This window comes from Bacillus sp. GW823-FHT06A10, from assembly GCF_058795375.1.
On sequence record NZ_JBXAHT010000002.1, the window covers coordinates 333,842 to 356,196 of the forward strand.

Below are 22,355 nucleotides of genomic sequence, written 5' to 3' on the forward strand. Positions count from 1 at the left end.
ACGGGAGCAACGGGTCCAACAGGAGCGACAGGAATAACAGGAGCAACGGGTTCAACAGGTCCAACGGGAGCGACGGGAATAACAGGAACAACGGGTTCAACAGGTCCAACGGGAGCGACGGGAATAACAGGAGCAACGGGTTCAACAGGTCCAACGGGAGCGACAGGAATAACAGGAGCAACGGGTTCAACAGGTCCAACGGGAGCGACAGGAATAACAGGAGCAACGGGTTCAACAGGTCCAACGGGAGCGACAGGAATAACAGGAGCAACGGGAGTGACAGGCCCAACAGGAGCAACAGGTACAAGTATCACGGCGACATATGCATTTGCAAATAATACGTCAGGAACAGCGATATCAGTACTTCTAGGTGGAACGAATGTCCCGCTTCCGAATAATCAAAATATCGGTCCAGGTATTACGGTTTCCGGGGGAAATACAGTATTTACGGTTGCAAATGCTGGAAATTACTATATTTCATATTCGATTAATATAACGGCTTCATTATTAGTTAGTTCACGGATTACAATCAATGGAGCACCACTTGCCGGAACAATCAATTCTCCTGCTGTAGCGACCACATCATTTAGCGCAACAATCATTACAACTCTTGCAGCAGGAGATGCTATTAGCTTGCAATTATTTGGTTTGTTAGCTGTCGCAACATTATCAACAACTACTCCAGGAGCAGTGTTAACGATAATAAGATTAAGTTAAACTATAACTCTCTTACTCTTTTAAGATTAAGAGAGTTTCTACATATAATAAGAAGTTAATGAAGTAAAGCATAGTTATACAAAAGTCAGAATATTATGATTGTAACGCTATGGTGACTATAATATAATGAAAATAACCATCATGAATGAACATTCATTTATTTTTTATGTATTTGAAGGGGGAATGAAGGTGGAAAAACCATGGTTGAAAAGTTATCCAGAGGAAATTCCGAGTACGATTTCTTATGATATTCAGCCGCTTCATAGATATGTAGAACAGATGGCTTCTCGCTACCCAGAAAAGAAAGCGCTTCACTTTTTAGGGAAGGATATTACGTTTTCGGACTTCCATGATAAGGTGAAGCGGTTTGCAAATTATCTTCAAAAGCTCGGTGTGGAAAAGGGTGATCGAGTTGCTATTATGTTGCCGAATTGTCCGCAAGCTGTAATTGGTTATTACGGTACATTACTTGCGGGAGGTATCGTAGTACAAACCAATCCACTGTATACAGAAAGGGAATTAGAATATCAGCTTCATGACTCGGGAGCAAAAGTAATACTTTGTCTCGATTTAGTGTTTCCAAGAGTAACGAATGTTCAATCTGCTACAAAAATTGAGCATATTATCGTAACTCGTATTGCAGACTTTTTACCATTCCCTAAAAATCTATTGTATCCATTTGTGCAGAAAAAACAGTCGAATTTAGTTGTGAAAGTATCAGAGAGTGAAACGATTCATCTTTGGAATTCAGTAGAAAAAGAAGTGAATACGAATGTTGAGGTGCCTTGTGATCCTGAAAATGATCTAGCTCTTTTACAGTACACAGGAGGAACAACCGGATTTCCAAAAGGAGTTATGTTAACGCATAAAAACCTCGTCTCTAACACGTTAATGGGAGTTCAATGGTTATATAATTGCAAAGAAGGAGAAGAAGTCGTTCTTGGGGTTCTTCCATTTTTCCATGTTTATGGTATGACAGCTGTTATGAATTTAAGTATTATGCAAGGATACAAAATGGTCCTTATTCCAAAGTTTGATATGAAAATGGTTTTTGAAGCGATTAAGAAGCATAAAGTGACATTGTTTCCAGGGGCACCAACTATTTATATCGCTCTTTTAAATAGTCCGCTTTTAAAAGAATACGATATTTCTTCTATTCGTGCTTGTATTAGTGGATCAGCACCACTGCCAGTAGAAGTACAGGAAAAGTTCGAAAAAGTTACAGGTGGTAAACTAGTAGAGGGATATGGTTTAACAGAATCCTCTCCGGTTACACATAGTAATTTTTTATGGGAAAAGCGAGTACCAGGTAGCATCGGAGTTCCGTGGCCAGATACAGAAGCAATCATTATGTCGCTTGAAACTGGTGAGGCATTACCGCCAGGAGAAATAGGTGAAATTGTAGTGAAAGGCCCTCAAATTATGAAAGGATATTGGAATAAGCCAGAGGAAACAGCGGCTGTATTGCAAGATGGCTGGCTCCATACAGGTGATGTTGGCTACATGGATGAAGATGGATTCTTCTATGTAAAAGATCGCAAGAAAGATATGATTGTCGCGAGTGGATTTAATGTGTATCCTCGTGAAGTTGAAGAAGTATTATATGAGCATGAAAAAGTGCAAGAAGTAGTGACAATTGGAGTTCCAGATCCGTACCGAGGAGAGACAGTTAAAGCATTTGTTGTGTTAAAAGAAGGTACGGAATGCTCTGAGGAAGAATTAAATCAGTTTGCACGTAAATATTTAGCGGCTTATAAAGTGCCGAAAGTATATGAGTTTAGAGATGAATTGCCGAAAACGACAGTAGGGAAAATTTTGCGCCGTGTTCTAATAGATGAAGAGAAGAGAAAGAATGAGGATGAGCAAACGGGCTAAGGCCCTTTCTTTTTGAAAAAATAGGATTGACACTTTTCTAAATAGTCAGTATTATAAGAATATGAATGACTATTCATTCAGTCATCTTCTTGAAGGGGACAGTAAAGTGAAGAAAAATAGACCGAAATACAATCAAATTATTGATGCGGCAGTCATTGTGATTGCGGAGAATGGGTACCACCAAGCGCAAGTTTCTAAAATCGCAAAGCAAGCTGGGGTAGCTGATGGCACGATTTATTTATATTTTAAAAATAAAGAAGATATATTAATATCCTTATTCCAAGAGAAGATGGGAGAATTTGTCGAAACAATTCGTCAAAAAACAGCAGGAATTGAAAGCGCTGTATCGAAGTTATTCATGTTGGTAGAAACGCACTTCTTGCTGTTGTCGCAAAATGATCCGCTTGCTATCGTTACGCAATTAGAGCTAAGGCAGTCCAATCAAGACTTGCGCCTTAAAATAAATGAAGTATTAAAAGGCTACTTACAAGTTATGGATGAGATTTTAGAGACTGGTATAAAACAAGGTGAATTTCAAGCAGATTTAAATGTTCGCGTGGCAAGACAAATGATCTTTGGAACAGTAGATGAAGTTGTGACCAATTGGGTAATGAGCGATCATAAGTATGATCTGGTCGCACTTTCAAAAACGGTACACGGGCTACTTATTGCAGCTTGTGGTTATCGTCAATAATGGGAGGGATCATGTTGAAATTCCTATCTGTAAGAGTTGAAGATCATATCGCGGTGGCGACGTTAAATCACGCACCAGCGAATGCGATGTCTTCACAAGTTATGCATGACGTTACTGAATTAATTGATCAAGTGGAAAAGGATGATAACATTCGTGTTGTTGTTATTCACGGTGAAGGACGTTTCTTCTCAGCAGGAGCAGATATTAAAGAATTTACATCTGTTATTGAAGCGAAGCAAGCAACAGAATTAGCACAACTTGGACAAGTTACGTTTGAGCGTGTTGAAAAATGTTCAAAACCAGTTATTGCGGCAATTCATGGAGCGGCACTGGGCGGCGGCCTTGAGTTTGCTATGTCTTGCCACATGCGCTTTGCAACTGAAAGTGCAAAACTTGGTTTACCTGAATTAACACTTGGATTAATTCCTGGCTTTGCAGGTACACAGCGCTTACCACGTTATGTTGGGAAAGCGAAAGCTTGTGAAATGATGTTAACAAGTACACCAATTACTGGTGCAGAAGCATTAAAGTGGGGACTTGTTAACGGATTGTTCTCTGAAGAATCATTTTTAGATGATACGCTTAAAGTTGCAAAACAAATTGCTGGAAAAAGTCCAGCAACAACTCGTGCTGTACTAGAGTTATTGCAAACGACAAAATCGTCTCATTACTATGAAGGTGTACAACGTGAATCACAAATTTTTGGTGAAGTATTTACGAGTGAAGATGGAAGAGAAGGTGTAGCCGCATTTTTAGAAAAGCGTAAACCTTCATTTAGTGGCAGGTAGTTCAATTATTTTTTTAATATAAATTAACAGAAAATTAAAATTGATAGAATCTTTCTGAAAAACAAGGGGGTAAATGGAATGAACATCTACGTACTCATGAAACGAACATTTGATACAGAAGAAAAAATCGTAATTAAAAACGGTGCAATTTACGATGGCGAAGCGGAATTCATCATCAACCCTTACGATGAATATGCAATTGAAGAAGCAATTCAAGTAAGAGACGCACAAGGTGGAGAAGTTACAGTTGTAACAGTCGGTGGCGAAGATAGTGAGAAAGAACTTCGTACTGCATTAGCAATGGGCTGTGATAAAGCGGTATTAATTAATATTGAAGATGATGTAGAAAATGGTGACCAGTTCACGACAGCAAAAGTACTTGCTGAGTATTTAAAAGATAAAGATGCAGATTTAATTTTAGGCGGAAACGTTGCAATTGATGGTGCATCTGGACAAGTAGGGCCACGCGTAGCTGAAGCGTTAAATATTCCATATGTAACGACAATTACAAAACTTGAAATTGACGGTACAAATGTGAAGATTGAGCGTGATGTTGAAGGTGATACAGAAGTGATTGCAACTTCATTACCAGTTTTAGTAACAGCACAGCAAGGTTTAAATGAACCTCGTTACCCATCGCTTCCAGGTATTATGAAAGCGAAGAAAAAGCCACTAGAAGAATTAGAATTAGATGATTTAGATTTAGAAGAAGATGATGTGGAAGCAAAGACAAAAACAATTGAAATCTATTTGCCTCCTAAGAAAGATGCAGGAAAAGTGTTACAAGGCGAGCTGCAAGATCAAGTAAAAGAACTTGTATCGTTGCTCCATACAGAAGCGAAAGTAATCTAATAAAATACGAAATTATATATGCAGGAGGGAAAATCTATGGCTCGTAAAGTATTAGTAATGGGTGAAGTTCGTGATGGATCGCTACGTAACGTTTCGTTTGAAGCGGTAGCAGCAGCAAAAACAATTGCAGAAGGCGGTGAAGTAGTAGGTCTTCTAATTGGAGACAGCGTTGCCTCTTTTGCAAATGAATTGATTCATTACGGTGCAGATCGCGTTGTGACAGTTGAAAATGATAAATTAAAATCATATACATCTGATGGTTATGCACAAGCGTTTTTAGCTGTACATGCTGAAGAAAATCCAGAAGGTATTGTCTTTGGACATACGGCACTTGGTAAAGATTTATCACCAAAATTAGCAGCGAAGCTTGAAGCTGGTTTAGTTTCTGACGTAACTGCTTTAGAGGTTGAAGGTGGAAATGTTATCTTCACTCGTCCAATTTACTCTGGTAAAGCATTCGAGAAGAAGATTGTAACAGACGGCATCTTATTTGCGACAGTGCGTCCAAATAACATTGCAACTCTGGAAAAAGATGAGTCTCGCAGCGGTGACGTATCTTCTATTACAGTTGATGTGAAAGATTTACGTACAATTATTCAAGATGTTGTCCGTAAAACAGCAGAAGGTGTGGATCTTTCTGAAGCGAAAGTTATTATCGCTGGCGGACGCGGTGTGAAGAGTGAAGAAGGATTTAAACCATTAAAAGAGTTAGCAGACGTACTAGGCGGCGCTGTTGGGGCATCTCGTGGTGCTTGTGACGCTGAATACTGTGAGTACTCATTACAAATTGGTCAAACTGGTAAAGTTGTTACGCCAGACTTATACATTGCATGTGGTATTTCTGGTGCGATTCAGCATTTAGCAGGTATGTCTAACTCAAAAATAATCGTTGCGATTAATAAAGATCCAGAAGCAAGTATCTTCAAAGTAGCTGACTACGGTATTGTTGGTGACTTGTTCGAAGTTGTACCTCTTTTAACAGAAGAGTTTAAAAAGTTAAAAGTACATTCATGATTTAAGTACCCTTGAGTTCCAAGTGAAGTACCCCTATATATAGAAAAAGGTGAGAGATCCCCTGTCTCTCATCTTTTTAGTATTTAATCCATATTTTTATATAGTATAAAGGAACATTTTTTTGTTACAATACATAACGATACATATTATTCGCCACGTATATAAGTTAATGATATACTCTTGGTAGAATATACTTGAAGGAGGAAATAAAATGGCAATTGTAAACGCAAATGACCAAAGCTTCGCAGCTGAAACTAGCGAAGGTGTTGTATTATTAGATTTCTGGGCACCTTGGTGTGGACCTTGTAAAATGATCGCTCCTGTATTAGAGGAGATCGATGCAGAACTAGGCGAAAAAGTAAAAGTAGTAAAAGTAGATGTTGATGAGAACCAAGAAACTGCTCGTCAATTCGAAGTAATGAGCATTCCAGCTCTTTTCGTATTAAAAGACGGTAAAGTAGTTGATCAAACGTTAGGTTACAAACCGAAAGAAGCGTTAGTAGAATTAGTTTCTAAACATTTCTAAAATAAAAAAGGCTACCAGTTGGTAGCTTTTTTTATTTTCTTTTTTACAGTCTTTCCGTTACAATAAAAGAACGTATGTTGGGTGTTTGAGCATAGTATGTTTTCAAGGGAAAATAAAAATGCTAAGTATGTAGAAATGGAGGGAGACGAGTGCACGAACATTTGAAAGAGAAGTTGGCTATTTTACCAGATCAACCTGGTTGTTATTTGATGAAAGATAAGCAAGGAACGGTTATATATGTTGGAAAGGCAAAAGTGCTTAAAAATCGTGTGCGCTCGTACTTTACTGGTTCACATGATGGGAAAACACTGCGGCTTGTAGGAGAAATTGTTGATTTTGAATATATTGTAACCTCTTCGAATTTAGAAGCACTTATTTTAGAGTTAAATCTAATTAAAAAATATGATCCGAAATATAATATTCAATTAAAAGATGATAAAACATATCCTTTTATTAAAATTACGGCGGAGAAGCAACCGCGCTTACTCATTACTCGAAATGTAAAAAAGGATAAAGGAAAGTATTTTGGTCCTTATCCAAATGCACAATCTGCTCATGAAACGAAAAAACTGCTAGATCGTATGTATCCACTTCGGAAATGTACGAATATGCCAGATAAAGTTTGTTTGTATTATCATATGGGTCAATGCTTAGCGCCGTGTGTGAAAGAAGTGACGGAAGAACAAAATAAAGAAATTGTAGATGAAATTATTAAGTTTTTAAATGGTGGACATAAAGAAGTTCGTTCAGAATTAGAAGTAAAAATGTATGAGGCCTCAGAGAAACTAGAGTTTGAACGTGCAAAAGAGTTGCGTGATCAAATTGCTCATATTGATGCGATTATGGAAAAACAAAAGATGATTATGAGTGACTTAGTGGATCGTGATGTGTTTGGATATGCAGTGGATAAAGGATGGATGTGTGTTCAAGTTTTCTTCGTTCGAAAAGGAAAGCTAATTGAACGTGATGTTTCTATGTTTCCAATTTACGATGAACCAGAAGAGGGCTTTTTAACATTTATCGGCCAATTTTATGAAAACAGTAGTCATTTTAAGCCGAAGGAAATTGTCGTTCCAGGAAGTATAGACTCGGAATTAGTAGAGCGCTTTTTAGAAGTAGAAGCGACACAGCCGAAACGTGGTAAGAAAAAAGACCTTGTAGAATTAGCAAATAAAAACGCGAAAATTGCTCTTGAAGAGAAGTTTTACTTAATTGAACGTGATGAAGAACGAACGATTAAAGCAGTAGATCATTTAGGGAAGCAGCTTGGGATTGAAACGCCGTATCGTATTGAAGCGTTTGATAACTCAAATATTCAAGGAACAAATCCTGTTTCTGCAATGATTGCTTTTATCGATGGGAAACCGGCGAAGAAAGAGTATCGAAAATATAAAATTAAAACGGTTCAAGGGCCAGACGATTATGAGTCTATGAGAGAAGTTGTGAGGCGCCGTTATACAAGGGCCCTTAAAGAAAATTCACCCTTACCTGATTTGATTATTATTGATGGAGGAAAAGGCCATCTAGCGGCTGCAAGTGATATTCTAGAGAATGAGCTCGGATTATATATTCCGATGGCAGGTCTTGTGAAAGATGATAAACATAAAACCTCCCATTTAATTATTGGGGACCCACCGGAACCTGTGATGCTTGAGAGAAATAGCCAAGAATTTTATTTATTGCAGCGTATTCAAGATGAGGTGCATCGATTTGCGATTACATTCCATCGTCAATTACATGGGAAATCTGTCATTCAATCAGCATTGGATGACATTCCAGGAATAGGTGATAAACGGAAAAAGGTATTGTTAAAACATTTTGGTTCATTAAAGAAGATGAAAGAAGCTTCTATAGAGGAATTTGTCGAAGCGGGTATGCCGAAAAATGTCGCGGAGACGATTTATACGTATTTAACAGATAAGAAGACGTTGTAGTTTACAACGTCTTCTGTTTTTTGGTATAATTTCTGAAGATTTAAAATAAATGCATCTGAATGAAAATACAAAAAAGTCAACTAAACTGATATGTCTAGTTGACTGTAGGTAATGCTTACACTTCAATGAGATCTTTTATATCCCATTTTACAAGAAATGTAATAGAGTCAGAACGTTTTTTCTTTTCTTCGTATGACTCTGCAACGACGTTCCGTTGCTTTTGAATTTGTTCAGCGATGAATCCAGCTTCTAGTTGATAAGAAGAATGTCGTTTTTGTTTTTGACGTTCTGCAATGAGTGTGCCTTTAAGTTGGAACTGCATTTCACGACGCTTATGTTCAATAATGCTTAAAGTGCCCCAGCCAGCTTTTTCAAAGAACTGAATGACTTCTTCAATTGTTTCTAGCGGATATTTTCTTGCAAGGTTTCTACCAGACCAGTATAAAATACCATCTAAATCGTTGCCGATTAAATCAGGTAGTAATTCTTCACGTAGCAATTCATAAGCGAAGGCGTTCAATGAAACATCTTCTAAAGATGTTATATCGATTGTATTTTTACTCACAATATTCCCCTCTTTCTATAGGGATTATTATATAACATTTTTCATTTATAAAAACAGATTTTTCTTTAGGGAAATCTGAATATCTAAGAAGAAAAAAAGAATTGCCAAATTATATGCAAATTATGTATACGTTTTCTTGACGCTTCGACAAAAATAGGGGTAAAATGAACTTGTTATCAAATTATGCTGAAATATTTCGAATAATTTTTTCAGTTTTTCTTATGCCAATAGTGAAAAAACATTATTGTTATAAATTAATCTGAAAACAGCAGTCAAACATTCAAGGGGGTAATGGGGACATGAAAGGCCGCGAGTATACGTTTCGTAAGTGGCACTCATTAATGGGGGTCATCCCGGTTGGTGTCTTTTTGACGCAACATCTAATTGTAAACAACTTTGCAACAAGAGGAGCAGAGGCTTTTAACAAAGCTGCAGGCTTTATGGAGCTCCTTCCATTCCGGTATGCGCTAGAAATTTTCATCATCTTTTTACCGATACTGTACCATGCTATATATGGCTTATATATTGCATTTACAGCTAAGAACAATGCGGTTTCTTACGGTTATTTCCGTAACTGGATGTTCGTTTTCCAAAGAATTTCAGGTATCGTTACGCTGATTTTCATTTCTTGGCACGTCTGGGAAACTCGTATTCAAGCAATGTTAGGTAAAGAGGTAAACTATGATATGATGGCAGATATTTTAAACAATCCAGCTATGTTTGCATTCTACTTAGTTGGTGTTGTTTCAACAATTTTCCACTTTGCAAATGGACTATGGACATTCTGCATCAGCTGGGGAATTACAGTATCTCCACGTTCACAAAGAATCTCTACTTATGTAACATTAGCTATTTTCTTAGGTCTATCTTATGTAGGTGTGAGTGCATTATTAGCGTTCATCGATCCACAGCTAGCAAATCAGTAAGGAGTGGGAGAGCATGAAAGGGAAACTTATAGTAGTCGGCGGTGGCTTGGCTGGCTTAATGGCAACGATTAAAGCGGCAGAAGCAGGAGTAAATGTTGAACTGTTTTCTTTAGTACCAGTAAAACGTTCACATTCTGTATGTGCTCAGGGCGGAATTAACGGTGCCGTAAATACGAAAGGTGAAGGGGATTCTCCATGGATCCACTTTGACGATACAATTTATGGTGGGGACTTCTTAGCGAACCAACCACCAGTTAAAGCAATGTGTGAAGCAGCACCTGGTATCATTCATTTAATGGACCGTATGGGTGTTATGTTCAACCGTACGGAAGAAGGACTTCTTGATTTCCGTCGATTTGGTGGAACGCAACATCACCGTACAGCATTTGCTGGTGCAACAACTGGACAGCAATTACTTTACGCATTAGATGAGCAAGTACGTCGTCACGAAGTAGCAGGACTTGTAACGAAATATGAAGGCTGGGATTTCTTACGAGCTGTTGTTGATGATGAAGGTGTGTGCCGAGGAATCGTTGCACAAGACTTACAAACTATGGAGATTAAAAGTTTCGGAGCTGATGCCGTGATTATGGCAACAGGGGGCCCTGGTATCATTTTCGGAAAATCAACAAACTCCATTATTAATACAGGTACAGCAGCTTCTGCTGTATATCAACAAGGTGCATATTATGCAAATGGTGAGTTCATTCAAATTCACCCAACGGCAATTCCTGGAGACGATAAATTACGTCTTATGAGTGAATCTGCACGTGGTGAAGGTGGACGTGTTTGGACATATAAAGATGGTAAACCATGGTACTTCTTAGAAGAAAAATATCCGGCTTACGGAAACCTTGTACCTCGTGATATCGCAACGCGTGAAATCTTTGATGTTTGCGTAGAGCAAAAACTAGGTATTAACGGTGAAAACATGGTGTACTTAGATCTTTCTCATAAAGATCCGAAAGAACTAGATATTAAACTTGGTGGAATTATTGAAATCTATGAGAAATTTACAGGGGATGATCCTCGTAAACTACCAATGAAAATCTTCCCAGCTGTTCACTATTCAATGGGTGGACTATGGGTTGACTATAAGCAAATGACTAGTATTCCAGGTTTATTTGCAGCAGGTGAGTGTGATTATTCTATGCACGGTGGTAACCGCCTTGGTGCAAACTCACTATTATCAGCAATTTACGGTGGTATGGTAGCAGGACCAAACGCAATTGAATATATGAAAGGTCTTTCTAAATCATCAGATGCTGTTTCATCTACTGTATATGAGCAAAATGAATTAATCGAAACAGAGAAATTTAACAATATTTTAACAATGGATGGTAATGAAAATGCATATGTTCTTCATAAAGAGCTTGGAGAATGGATGACAGATAACGTTACAGTAGTTCGTGAAAATAAAAAGTTATTAGAAACAGATGCGAAAATTGAAGAGTTAATGGATCGTTACAAACGTATTAACATTAACGATACAGCGAGATGGAGTAACCAAGGTGCTTCATTTACACGTCAACTTGCAAATATGTTTGAGTTAGCACGTGTTATTACAATTGGCGCATATAACCGTAATGAGAGCCGCGGGGCGCATTACAAACCTGAATTCCCAAATCGTGATGATGCAAACTTCTTAAAAACTACTATGGCAAAATTTGAAGGAGAAGGAAATGCACCAGCATTCCATTACGAAGACGTTGATGTTTCATTAATTAAACCACGTAAACGTGATTATTCTTCAAAACATGATGTAGCTGCTAAGGGTGAAGAGAAGGGGGATAAACAACATGTCTGAGAAAACAATCCGCCTCATCATTACGAGACAAGATGGACCAGATGCACAAGAGTTTGACCAAGAGTTTGAAATTCCATATCGTCCTAATATGAATATTATTTCGGCGCTTATGGAAATTCGTCGTAATCCTGTCGATTCAAAAGGAAACCAAACAACTCCGATCGCATGGGATATGAACTGCTTAGAGGAAGTATGCGGTGCATGTTCGATGGTTATTAACGGAAAGCCACGTCAATCATGTACGGCTCTTATTGACCAATTAGAACAGCCAATTCGCTTAAAGCCGATGAAGACATTCCCAGTTGTACGTGATTTACAAGTTGACCGCAGTCGCATGTTTAATGCTCTAAAACGCGTTAAAGCTTGGATTCCAATTGATGGTACGTATGACTTAGGTCCAGGACCAAGAATGCCTGAGAAAAAGCGTCAATGGGCTTATGAGCTTTCAAAATGTATGACATGTGGTGTTTGCTTAGAATCATGTCCAAACGTAAACAGTAAGTCTGACTTTATTGGACCAGCGCCGTTATCACAAGCTCGTTTATTCAACTCACATCCAACGGGTGAAATGCATAAAGCAGATCGCTTACGTGCAATTATGGGAGATGGAGGACTAGCAAACTGTGGTAACTCTCAAAACTGTGTGCAATCATGTCCGAAGGGTATTCCTTTAACAACTTCAATTGCGGCATTAAACCGTGATACAACAATTCAATCGTTCAAAGATTTCTTTGGTAGCGATAATAACTATTAATAAATATTGCCTCTTCATTTTGAAGGGGCAATATTTATAACTATATTTTTCAGTTTATTCTGTTTTTTGGCAGGAAGGGGAGATAGCGTTGAAGAGAATTTCTTATATTGAAGACTTCGAGAAATGGGAAAGTGGTTTTTCATTTTACAATCCTGTAAAGGTTCGTTTTGGTGAAGTAGATATGTTTGGACATGTAAATAATGTCGTTGCTTTTACTTATTTTGAAGAAGCTCGTATTGCGTTGTTTAAAGAACTTGGATTTATGCAAGAGTGGACACATGCATCATCAGAAATGATGATCGTTGTTGCGGATTTACAATGTAATTTTATTAAGCAAATATATTTTGATGAACAGTTGAAGGTGTATGTAAAGGCAGGATCGGTTGGGAACTCTTCTTTAGATCTACATTATATGGTGAAGAATGCAGAAGGAGAGGTTTGTTTAGTAGGTCGTGGAATGATGGTTCAAGCGTCGAAAAAAACAGGAAGAGGCGAACCATGGCCTGAAGAATGGAAGAAGAAATTACTACAATGATAGAGTGAAAGAAAAATAAGAGAGCAATTTGCTCTCTTATTTTTTGTCTTCCATCGCTTCTTCTAATGTTAAGTGATGTTTATATAGGTATGTAGCGTATGGATTACCAACGTAGCGTAAGTGCCATGGTTCATATGCATATTCTGTTGTATCTGTTTTATCTTCTAAGTAACGAATGACAAAGCCGAATTCATGAGCGTGTTCCGCGACCCATTTTCCTTCTGCTGTCTCCCCGAAAATAGGCTCTAATTGAAATTTAGCTGTTTTTGAACTAATATCCATTGCTAAACCCGTTTGGTGTTCACTCGTACCAGGAATTGCGCTTACTGAATTAGCCTCAGCTTTTCCTTGACGTCTAACGTATGTATCATGCAACGATTTTTGGCGTTTGTATGAACGATAACCAGATACAGCTGTAAGATCAAGCCCTTCTTTTTTCGCAGCTTTGAACATGTTTTCAAGTGCCTCCGCAGCATCTTTGCGTAGCAATGTTTTTTCTTTATCTTTTGGACTAGAAAATGGTACGTTTGGTCTCGTTAAGTCTTCAGGAATGTATCCATCTGGTAGTTTTCGATGTTTATTAATTAAGACAAGATTAGATTTTGGATTTGTTACAACTGAAAAGTCATTGTCTATTTTCTTTGCATTATGATCAGCTTTGGGAAAAGCAGGAATCTCTTCTTTTGGGTGGTTAGTATGTTTTTGACTTTCGACAGCTTTCGCTTCATTATGTAGTGGTGATTTAGAACCAAAGTAAGTGAAAGATGTGATACCGATTACAATAGTAGTGGCAGAAATAATTATTATCTTTTTCATAATGCCTTGTAATCACAGTCCCTTCTTAATAAAATGTGTATCGTTTTTTTTTTATTATAAGTCTAGTTTGTTGGAAAAGGAATATAAGAGTCATAACGTAATAGAAATGCAAAGAAAATGTCAGAAAATGTGTGAATTTGTAGTATTTTTTTATATAATTCATTTCTTATCTTTCATGAATTGCATTTTTTATGTAATATATATACATAAGAAGATGTAGCGATTATCGAGAATAAAGAACTTCTTGTATAGACTAGGAGTGAATGGGAATGGATTTTGCAACAATTATTGGACTTGTTTTAGGATTTTTAGCAGTGGTAGTAGGGATGGTCGTCAAGGGCGCTGACGTAACAGCCTTATTAAATCCTGCCGCAGCATTAATTATTTTTATCGGTACATTTGCTGCAGTATGTATTGCATTTCCGATGAATCAACTAAAAAGGGTTCCAAAACTATTTAAAGTTCTTTTTGGTTCAAATAAAAAGGATTTAAGTTATGAACAGTTGCTAGAATTATTTGTTCATTGGACATCTGAAAGTAGAAAATACGGTATTTTGTCTTTAGAGCAACAATTAGACAAAATTCAAGATGAATTTCTTTTGCGCGGTATGAAATTTGTGATTGATGGCGTATCCGCAGAAGATTTAGAGCAGATTTTGGAATCTGAATTAGAGGCAATTGAAGAAAGACATGCAAAGGGAGCTGCTATTTTTTCACAAGCTGGTACGTATGCACCGACATTAGGAGTTTTAGGTGCTGTTATCGGTCTTGTAGCTGCGCTTGGTAACTTAACTGATATTGAAAAGTTAGGTCATGCTATTTCGGGTGCGTTTATTGCAACGATTTTTGGTATTTTTTCAGGTTATGTATTATGGCATCCATTTGCAAATAAGTTAAAGCAAAAATCTTCAGCTGAAATTGAGAAAAAACGTTTAATCATTGATTGTTTATTAATGTTACAAGAAGGTACATATCCGTTTATTATGAAGAACCGCATTTTAGGTGCACTTTCTGCAACTGAGCGTAAAAAGCTAGAAAAAGGAGCAGAAAAAAATGCGGAGTAAGAAAAATAGAAGAGGCAAAAAGAAAAAACATGATGAGCATATCGATGAAACGTGGTTAATTCCATATTCTGATATGTTAACGTTGTTATTTGCATTGTTTATCGTTTTATTCGCAATGAGTAGTATAGATGCTGCGAAGTTTAAACAGATGGCAGTTGCTTTTCGAAGTGAATTAGCTGGGGGAACAGGTAACAAAGAATTTTTAAGTGATCAAAAGCCAAATGAGGAAAAAGAATTATCAGCAAGTAGCCTTGAGGCAGAACAAGCAAAAAAACAAGAAGAAGCTAGAGCTAAAGAAAAAAAAGAGATGGATGAATTGAAAGCATTACAAAAAAAGATTGATCAATATATTAATGAAAAACAATTATCCTCTTCTTTTCAAACTAAATTAACTGAAAAGGGATTAATGGTGACAATATTAGAAAATATACTGTTTGATTCGGGGAAAGCAGATGTGAAATTAGAATCTTTAGGGATTGCGAAAGAGATGTCTAGCTTACTTGTTTCAGCGTCACCTCGTGAAATTACAGTATCGGGTCATACGGATAATGTCCCTATTGCCAATGCGCAGTTTGCGTCGAATTGGGAATTAAGTACGCAGCGGGCAGTTAATTTTATGCAAGTATTACTGCAAAATAAAGAATTACAACCAGAAAAATTTAGTGCGATTGGATACGGAGAATACCGTTCAATTGCTCCAAACGATACACAAGAAGGAAAGGCAAAGAATAGACGTGTGGAAGTGTTTATCTTGCCTTTAACAGAGAAAGTAAAATAAAGAGGATGGCGAATGCCATCCTCTTTTATTTTACTTCAAATGATTTTAAGTTGTCGCGACGGATTTTATCTTTTTCTGCATCTGATTTTTTGAAATCATAATCATATAAAGCGCCTTCCCAATCGCCATACATTGGATTCGGGAAAATAATGAATTTCTCACCAAATTGTGCTTTTGAATCTTCTACTGTTTGGTTACGATCTTTTACAGATTTTCCATCAAAACCTGTGAAATCAGATAAGTTATCACCGAAGAATAAGACAATATCATGGGTTTGAGAAACGAGTTCACGGCGTTTTTCTTTTCCTTTTTCTTTCGGATCTTGTAGTAATATATGTTCTTTCGTTGCTTGAGGAGCACCTACACGCTCAAGATTTTTAATTGTTGCATCTAGTTGGTTCGTTTTACGATTTGAGATGTAGTAAATATCTACACCTTTAGACTCTGTATATTTTAAGAAATCAATTGCGCCTGGAAGGGCTTCAGCCTCAGCTTTATTAATCCAATCATCCCATTTGTAAGGATAGCCTTTGCCTGTTTTTACGCTCATTGCTTGATGAGGACTGTTATCTAAAACAGTTTCGTCTAAATCAAGTACGATAGCAGGTTTTTTCTCTGTCCCTTTTGCAAGAACTGCATCAAGCTTTAATTGACCGATATTGTACCCTTGGTAGTAAAGTGCTTTCGTTTCGCCAGCTGTTTGATACCATAAATCAGCCATTAATTGCTGTTCTGTTAATTTTACTTTCTCTTCTTTCGCCACTGTTTTCTCTGGTGTTCCTGAACATGCTACAAGTGATGTAGATAGAACCGCTACAGATAATAGAGTGGTAATGCCCCTCTTCATCTTCATATGTATCCTCCTTGATGTTAGAAAATCATTTTATATTATATATTAAAATATAATATTTTTATATGAACATTTGCATATTGTCTTTTGTATATATAGTAGTATGTCCTATATTAGAAAGATGAGCAAAATAATAATAGTTATTTTGACAAGTTTTATTGTCGTAATGACAATTATAATTGACAAAAAGGGTTTTGTTATTTACAATTTTAACTAAATAGAACAAATGATGGATTAATGACGGTGTTTACATATAAGAGGATGAAGTGTAGTGCTATATTTTTTCTTGAATAAACATAGTCTTTGAAAGAGAGTACGAATGATACTAAAGGGGAGGCTTTATACTTTGAGTTTACAAATTCAAAACTTAACGAAACAATTTGGGGAATCAAAAGCAGTTAACGGTTTGCAAATTTCGTTACCAAAAGGTGAAGTACTAGGATTACTTGGACGAAATGGTGCAGGGAAAACAACAACAATCAAAATGCTTCTCGGATTATTAACGCCTAATGAAGGTACGATTACGTGGGATGGAAAAGCATTTGGGGATAGTGGCGTAACAATTGGGTATTTACCAGAAGAAAGAGGTTTATATACAAAAAGTAGAGTAATAGATCAGTTGCGATATTTTGGTAGATTAGAAGGAATGTCGAAGAAAGAAGTAGATCACGCTATTGATCATTGGTTAGAGCGTTTAGCGATACCAGAATATAAATTTAAAACGGCTGGAGAGCTTTCAAAAGGGAATCAGCAAAAAATCCAATTAATTGCTGCTCTTCTTCATAATCCGGAACTTCTCATTTTAGATGAACCATTCAGCGGCCTTGATCCAGTTAATGCCGGGATGTTAGCTAGTATTATTGAAGAACAAGTACAGAGCGGAAAGACGATTATTTTATCAAGTCATCGTATGGAACAAGTAGAGGCTTTTTGCCAACATGTATGTATTTTGAAAAAAGGTGAAGCAGTCGTAAAAGGACAGCTAAGTGATATTAAGAAAGAATACGGTTTCCGTAATTTAACGATTGAAGATACAGTAGAGAATGAAAAGGGATTAGAGGCTATACATGTATCGTATGAAAAACAACAAGGCCTTCTTTATGTGAAAGTACAAGACGATGCGGAAGCTCTCAAGATTTTGCAACAGTTGCAAGAGCAAGGTGTTAGCTTACGACAATTCAAAATGTTAGAGCCGACGTTAAATGAAATCTTTGTAGAGAGGGCGAAATAACGATGCGTAAATTTTCTCACGTATTTTCATTTTATTTTAGGGAAGCATTTTTATCTAAAAAATCATTAATTACGAGTGCCATTTTATTTTTAGTTGTGTTTGGGATTTTTGCATTTAATCATTTTACTTCAGGCGATGATAAAAATAAGGATAAAGATAAAATTGCAGTTGTAGTAGAGAGTTCCACATATAAAGTACAAAAAGATGAGCTAAATAAGTTATTGCCATCAGCAAAAATAACACTTGGTTCAAAGGATGATTTTGATAAACTGCATAAGCAAGTAGAAGAAGGCGATTTAGATGGTCTATTCCATGTGACGGAAAAGGGTGGGGCTCCATCGATTACATATATGTATAATGGATTTCCAAGCCAAGCAACTTCTGCAATTATGGCAGGATATTTAAAGCAACAATATACGATGGTGACAATTGCCAAAAATAATGTTTCACCAGAAATTGCACAGCAATTACAAACAGAAATTCAAGTAAAGCAAGAAGCGATAAAAGATCGTACATCTTCTTTCGGAATTGCCTATTTCTTTACATTTGCTTTATATATGTTTATTGTAGCGTTCGGAAATACAATCGCAATGAATATTGCATCTGAGAAGGCGTCACGTGTAATGGAAGTAATGCTTCCGAAAGTGAAACCTCTTACGATGATGTATGCGAAAATTTTAGCGGTTGTTTCAACGGCTTTATTGCAACTTGTCATATTGGCATGTGGTTATCTTATTCCATATTTGTTAGGTTGGGTCGATTTAGAAAGTGCCTCACTATTGGGTATTCCAATTGACTTTACGAAATTAGATGCAAAGGTTGTAAGCATGTTTCTTGTTTATTTCATTACGGGATATTTACTTTATGCAATGATGTATGCTGCTGCTGGAGCTGTCGTGTCTAAGACGGAGGATTTACAAGCTGTATCTTTCCCGGTAATGATTTTAATTATGGCTGCATTCTTCATTAGTATTAAATCATTAAGTGATCCGAATAGTACTATCGTTGTTGTAAGTTCTTACGTTCCATTTTTTACACCGATGGTTACCTTCTCACGTATTGTAGCTGGTGAAGCAGGTATGCTAGAAATTACGATAACATTAGCAGTCTTATTGGCGACAATTGCGATATTAAATGCTGTTACAAGCCGCATTTACGTAAATGGCGTAATGAATTACTCAGATAAAGTGAAATTTAAAGATTTAGCGAAATTTATAAAGCGTCAATAATGAGAGAAAAGCATGATTTCCTATTGAAATCATGCTTTTTCTTTATGTATAAATTAAAAATAGTATATAATAATAAGAGTCGTCTTTTAATAGAATGAATAAAAAGGAGGGTGTGCAGATGGGGATTAGTAGTCGTTTTACAGTAGGTGTTCATATGCTGACATTACTTGCGATAGATCGAAACTCTCGCTGTACCTCTGAATGGATTGCCGGTAGTGTGAATACAAATCCAGTTGTGATTCGTCGCATTACAGGAATGTTGAAGAGAGCAGGACTTGTTGATGTACAAGCTGGTAAAGGTGGTACGACACTTGCTCGAGATTTAGAAGAAATTACATTACTTGATGTATATAAAGCAGTGGAAGTTGTAGAAGAAGGACAGCTATTTTCCTTCCATGAAAATCCCAACATTGAATGTCCAGTAGGAGCTAATATTCAATCAGTATTAGAAATTATTTTAATGCAAGCGCAAGAAGCGATGGAAAACGTGCTTGCAAATGTAACGGTAGATCAATTAGTTACAAATTTAAAGTCTAAAATGAAAGAATAAAAAAGCGAGCTTCCTCATAATGAGGGCTCGCTTTTTTTTATTCAGAAATATTGAAAATTCTATTTTTCAGTATTTAAAATGAATTTACCTACGATAGCTGCGAAGATACCACCAAGAATTGGTGCTACGATGAATACCCATAGTTGAGAAAGTGCTTCTCCACCAACAAATAAAGCTGGTGCGATACTACGAGCTGGGTTAACAGATGTTCCAGTTAACGGAATTCCTAATAAGTGGATTAAAACTAATGTGAAACCAATTACTAGTCCAGCTAAAGAAGAACTTCCTTTTTTACCTGTTACAGCGACGATAACTAAAATAAATACGAAAGTTAAAATGAACTCAACTAAAAATGCTCCAGATAAACCAAGAGTTCCGAAACCATTTTGTCCTAAATTATCTAAAGGTGTTTTAGCAGATTTTAAAATTGTTACTAACGTTGCAGTTCCTAATAAACCACCTAAAATTTGAGCTAATACATAATAACAAAGTTCCATAGCGTTCATTCGTTTGTTGATGAACATAGCTACTGATACTGCTGGGTTAATGTGACATCCAGAAATTGTTCCGATGCTATATGCCATAGCTACAATAGATAAGCCGAAAGCCATAGCGATTCCTAATGTTCCAATTCCTTCGATTCCGCCGCCAGTGACAGCTACTCCAGTTCCGAATAATACAAGTACAAAGGTACCAATAAATTCAGCGATTGCTTTTTTTAACATAATTTACCTCCTATTAATGCGCATGAAACGTATTATAACATACGTTTTAGTATAAACAGCCAATGAAATACTATTCTGATAAGGCAAAATAGGGGGACAATAAAAAAGAGTATGGTTCATCTCTATAGAACCATACTCTTTTTTTATGCTGGTTTTTTCTGTTTAACGGCTGGAATAGATCGGTTTAAAATACTATTTGCAACCATTCCTAACATAATAATAATCATTCCAAGTAGGGAAAGCCCGCCAGGAAACGAACCATTCAAGAAAACAATTTCTCCAAGTACGGTAAAGACCATCGTTCCAGCTTGTGTTGCTTCAACAGCTCCAAGTAAAGCCAGGTTATCTTTTGCTAAGTCAGTAGCAAAGAAAAATGTCATCGTTGCAATAACGCCGGAACATAATGCTAACAAAAATCCTTGAAGCATTTGGCTAGATGTTGGAATACCGGTAGTAGAAAATCCGTATACACCAAGCAAAATTGTTATAGGAAGACTTCCAATTGCCATTCCTAATACACGTTGGAACGTATCAAGGCGTCCGCCAACAAGCTCCATCATTTTTCGGTTACCGAACGGATATAAGAAAGCGGCTAATACGACAGGTAAAAAACCTGAAATGAACTGAGTCATTGTAATATGGCCTGCGGCAGTTGCTTGCATACAAATTACACCAAGTAAAATAAATAAAGCAACATATAAGCTACGAAGTGGAATTTTTCCACGTACAAGTTTCGTACCTGATTTTGTTTCTATTTTCACAAAAAATAGTGGTGATAGTAGTAAACCAGCTAAAATCGTAACTTGCCAAGTTCCAGCAACGAGCCAAGCTGGAGAAAAGACAGCTGAGAAACTTAATAAAGAATAAAAACCAATACCGGCAACAGAACCCCATCCGATCCACGCCAATGGATGTTTTTTTAACTCTTTCCATAATCCCCTAAAGTTTTTGCGAAATAAAACGATAAGGAATAAAATAGGGAGAGCAAATAAAAAACGGAAGGAAGCTGTCCAAGCCCAGCTCGTTCCAGATACATTCATTGCTCTATTAATAATAAAGGTTGCAGAAAAAAAGGCCGATGATAAAAGACCTAATAAAATTGCGCGCATGAAGTATAGCACTCCTTTCAAAATAAATAATTATGTATAGTATGATATACTTTAATTAAATAAAAGTAAACTATTTTATACTTCGAGGTGGTTTTATATATGAAAGAAAATGAAGATATGCAAACGAAAGAAGTCATTCAACAAGTTGGACAGTTATTGAGACAAATTCGAAATGAACAGAAATTAAGTTTAGAAGAATTAGCTCATAAAACAGGAGTTAGTAAATTAACATTAGGAAAGATCGAAAGAGGGGAAACAAATCCGACGCTAGCTGTCATTTGGAAAATAACGAAAGGGTTATCAATTCCTTTATCTAGATTAATGGTTTTTGGAGAACCAGTAGCCGTTGCGCGCTGTGGAGAAGGATTTGCAGTAGATGTAGGACAAGCATGGCATTTAGAAACGATGTTCCGTTATACGAAAGAAACAGGGATGGAAATGCACCGTGCTTGTTTACGATCAAATAGTATATATGAACCAGAAGCTCATCATGAAGGTGCGATTGAGCTTGTAACGGTAATGAAAGGGAAAGTGTCTATTCAAGTGGAGAATGATGTATATGAATTAAATGAGTTTGATTCCATTCAATTTGAAGCGAATAAGAAGCATATTTATAAAAATGAAGAAGAAGAAGTGGCGGTATTACATTTAACGATGAAATATTCTTCATGAAAAAATCCCCTATAGAAAAATCTATAGGGGATTTTGTATACACTATGCTCAAATATATGAAAGAATGTTATTAGTAAGAGCGTGGCATAAGTAATAAACAAATAAAATAAACTAAAAACCCCGTCCCAAAACATAAAACTGCAATGACCCAAAGTATGCGAATGAGAGTAGAGCTAATATCAAAATATTCTCCTAAACCACCGCATATACCAAATAGCATTTTATCAGTTTCGGATTTACATAATCTTTTTGACATCTTCCAATACACTCCTTTTTATAGCAAACTCTATACTTCTATTCTATATGGAAATCTATGAGGAGACTATGAGGTTGTATGACATTTT

24 protein-coding genes are annotated in these 22,355 nt (G+C 36.7%); 18 read left to right on the top strand and 6 right to left on the bottom strand.

Annotated features, from left to right (window positions below; genetic code table 11):
* The 8 genes from AC1Q8M_RS16515 to uvrC form a co-directional block, all read left to right on the top strand.
* Positions 1–717, top strand: a 717-nt coding sequence (locus AC1Q8M_RS16515) for a BclA C-terminal domain-containing protein (RefSeq protein ID WP_492334167.1), incomplete at its 5' end; no start/stop codon positions are given.
* A gap of 189 nt (positions 718–906) precedes the next feature.
* Positions 907–2,592, top strand: a complete 1,686-nt coding sequence (locus tag AC1Q8M_RS16520) for a long-chain-fatty-acid--CoA ligase (protein ID WP_000414744.1) — start codon at positions 907–909, stop codon at positions 2,590–2,592.
* Between the two features lie 106 nt (positions 2,593–2,698).
* Entirely contained in the window at positions 2,699–3,286 is a 588-nt protein-coding gene (gene fadR, locus AC1Q8M_RS16525; RefSeq protein ID WP_000742223.1) for a fatty acid metabolism transcriptional regulator FadR, read from the top strand.
* Between the two features lie 11 nt (positions 3,287–3,297).
* On the top strand, positions 3,298–4,074 hold the full coding sequence (locus AC1Q8M_RS16530) for an enoyl-CoA hydratase (RefSeq protein ID WP_000911289.1): 777 nt from the start codon (positions 3,298–3,300) through the stop codon (positions 4,072–4,074).
* A 78-nt stretch (positions 4,075–4,152) separates the two neighbouring features.
* The gene (etfB, locus tag AC1Q8M_RS16535; RefSeq protein WP_001029028.1) at positions 4,153–4,926 is read left to right on the top strand and encodes an electron transfer flavoprotein subunit beta; all 774 of its coding nucleotides are present in this window, start codon (positions 4,153–4,155) and stop codon (positions 4,924–4,926) included.
* A gap of 36 nt (positions 4,927–4,962) precedes the next feature.
* Entirely contained in the window at positions 4,963–5,940 is a 978-nt protein-coding gene (gene etfA, locus AC1Q8M_RS16540) for an electron transfer flavoprotein subunit alpha (protein ID WP_000101946.1), read from the top strand.
* 211 nt (positions 5,941–6,151) lie between these two features.
* A complete protein-coding gene (gene trxA, locus AC1Q8M_RS16545; RefSeq protein ID WP_001018944.1) occupies positions 6,152–6,466 on the top strand; it encodes a thioredoxin in 315 nt (104 codons plus the stop codon).
* Between the two features lie 149 nt (positions 6,467–6,615).
* Complete coding sequence (uvrC, locus tag AC1Q8M_RS16550; RefSeq protein ID WP_000544300.1) at positions 6,616–8,400, top strand: excinuclease ABC subunit C; 1,785 nt, start codon at positions 6,616–6,618, stop codon at positions 8,398–8,400.
* Between the two features lie 115 nt (positions 8,401–8,515).
* Here uvrC and AC1Q8M_RS16555 read toward each other — a convergent pair whose 3' ends face one another.
* Positions 8,516–8,965 carry a YslB family protein gene (locus tag AC1Q8M_RS16555; protein ID WP_000042214.1) on the bottom strand — a complete coding sequence of 150 codons (450 nt, stop codon included), beginning with the start codon at positions 8,963–8,965 and terminating at the stop codon, positions 8,516–8,518.
* A gap of 299 nt (positions 8,966–9,264) precedes the next feature.
* Here AC1Q8M_RS16555 and sdhC point away from each other — a divergent pair, with 299 nt between their 5' ends.
* From sdhC to AC1Q8M_RS16575, 4 genes are all read left to right on the top strand, one after another.
* Positions 9,265–9,891 carry a succinate dehydrogenase cytochrome B558 gene (gene sdhC, locus AC1Q8M_RS16560; RefSeq protein ID WP_000678354.1) on the top strand — a complete coding sequence of 209 codons (627 nt, stop codon included), beginning with the start codon at positions 9,265–9,267 and terminating at the stop codon, positions 9,889–9,891.
* Positions 9,892–9,904: 13 nt separating this feature from the next.
* A complete protein-coding gene (sdhA, locus tag AC1Q8M_RS16565; protein ID WP_000676743.1) occupies positions 9,905–11,698 on the top strand; it encodes a succinate dehydrogenase flavoprotein subunit in 1,794 nt (597 codons plus the stop codon).
* On the top strand, positions 11,691–12,452 hold the full coding sequence (sdhB, locus tag AC1Q8M_RS16570; RefSeq protein ID WP_001291830.1) for a succinate dehydrogenase iron-sulfur subunit: 762 nt from the start codon (positions 11,691–11,693) through the stop codon (positions 12,450–12,452). Before sdhA ends, sdhB begins: the two co-directional genes overlap by 8 nt.
* Positions 12,453–12,540: 88 nt before the next feature.
* Positions 12,541–12,987: an acyl-CoA thioesterase gene (locus AC1Q8M_RS16575; protein WP_072940449.1), complete on the top strand. Its 447-nt coding sequence runs from the start codon at positions 12,541–12,543 to the stop codon at positions 12,985–12,987.
* A 36-nt stretch (positions 12,988–13,023) separates the two neighbouring features.
* Here AC1Q8M_RS16575 and AC1Q8M_RS16580 read toward each other — a convergent pair whose 3' ends face one another.
* Positions 13,024–13,803 (bottom strand): M15 family metallopeptidase, encoded by a 780-nt coding sequence (locus AC1Q8M_RS16580; protein ID WP_053563591.1) that lies wholly within the window; start codon positions 13,801–13,803, stop codon positions 13,024–13,026.
* A gap of 269 nt (positions 13,804–14,072) precedes the next feature.
* On the opposite strand from AC1Q8M_RS16580, the gene motA reads away from it, so the two are divergent.
* Both motA and motB read left to right on the top strand, forming a co-directional pair.
* On the top strand, positions 14,073–14,867 hold the full coding sequence (gene motA / locus AC1Q8M_RS16585) for a flagellar motor stator protein MotA (RefSeq protein WP_000344862.1): 795 nt from the start codon (positions 14,073–14,075) through the stop codon (positions 14,865–14,867).
* A complete protein-coding gene (gene motB / locus AC1Q8M_RS16590; protein ID WP_001256741.1) occupies positions 14,857–15,645 on the top strand; it encodes a flagellar motor protein MotB in 789 nt (262 codons plus the stop codon). Before motA ends, motB begins: the two co-directional genes overlap by 11 nt.
* Positions 15,646–15,670: 25 nt before the next feature.
* Here the strand turns inward: motB and AC1Q8M_RS16595 are convergent, their stop codons facing one another.
* Positions 15,671–16,498, bottom strand: coding sequence for a 5'-nucleotidase, lipoprotein e(P4) family (locus AC1Q8M_RS16595; protein WP_000782771.1), 828 nt, complete (start codon positions 16,496–16,498; stop codon positions 15,671–15,673).
* 343 nt (positions 16,499–16,841) lie between these two features.
* Here AC1Q8M_RS16595 and AC1Q8M_RS16600 point away from each other — a divergent pair, with 343 nt between their 5' ends.
* The 3 genes from AC1Q8M_RS16600 to AC1Q8M_RS16610 all read left to right on the top strand — a co-directional run bounded on the left by AC1Q8M_RS16600 (position 16,842) and on the right by AC1Q8M_RS16610 (position 19,505).
* Positions 16,842–17,726 (top strand): ABC transporter ATP-binding protein, encoded by an 885-nt coding sequence (locus tag AC1Q8M_RS16600; protein ID WP_065229401.1) that lies wholly within the window; start codon positions 16,842–16,844, stop codon positions 17,724–17,726.
* A 2-nt stretch (positions 17,727–17,728) separates the two neighbouring features.
* The gene (locus AC1Q8M_RS16605) at positions 17,729–18,955 is read left to right on the top strand and encodes an ABC transporter permease (RefSeq protein ID WP_072940454.1); all 1,227 of its coding nucleotides are present in this window, start codon (positions 17,729–17,731) and stop codon (positions 18,953–18,955) included.
* Positions 18,956–19,073: 118 nt separating this feature from the next.
* The gene (locus tag AC1Q8M_RS16610) at positions 19,074–19,505 is read left to right on the top strand and encodes an Rrf2 family transcriptional regulator (RefSeq protein WP_000512998.1); all 432 of its coding nucleotides are present in this window, start codon (positions 19,074–19,076) and stop codon (positions 19,503–19,505) included.
* A 59-nt stretch (positions 19,506–19,564) separates the two neighbouring features.
* Here AC1Q8M_RS16610 and AC1Q8M_RS16615 read toward each other — a convergent pair whose 3' ends face one another.
* Both AC1Q8M_RS16615 and AC1Q8M_RS16620 read right to left on the bottom strand, forming a co-directional pair.
* The gene (locus AC1Q8M_RS16615) at positions 19,565–20,230 is read right to left on the bottom strand and encodes an aquaporin (RefSeq protein ID WP_000913213.1); all 666 of its coding nucleotides are present in this window, start codon (positions 20,228–20,230) and stop codon (positions 19,565–19,567) included.
* A 143-nt stretch (positions 20,231–20,373) separates the two neighbouring features.
* Complete coding sequence (locus AC1Q8M_RS16620) at positions 20,374–21,339, bottom strand: DMT family transporter (RefSeq protein ID WP_001201640.1); 966 nt, start codon at positions 21,337–21,339, stop codon at positions 20,374–20,376.
* Positions 21,340–21,438: 99 nt separating this feature from the next.
* Between AC1Q8M_RS16620 and AC1Q8M_RS16625 the strand changes: the two genes are divergently transcribed.
* Positions 21,439–22,011 (top strand): helix-turn-helix domain-containing protein, encoded by a 573-nt coding sequence (locus AC1Q8M_RS16625; RefSeq protein WP_000661921.1) that lies wholly within the window; start codon positions 21,439–21,441, stop codon positions 22,009–22,011.
* 70 nt (positions 22,012–22,081) lie between these two features.
* Here AC1Q8M_RS16625 and AC1Q8M_RS16630 read toward each other — a convergent pair whose 3' ends face one another.
* Complete coding sequence (locus AC1Q8M_RS16630; protein WP_000044337.1) at positions 22,082–22,267, bottom strand: PspC domain-containing protein; 186 nt, start codon at positions 22,265–22,267, stop codon at positions 22,082–22,084.
* Positions 22,268–22,355: the final 88 nt, after the last annotated feature.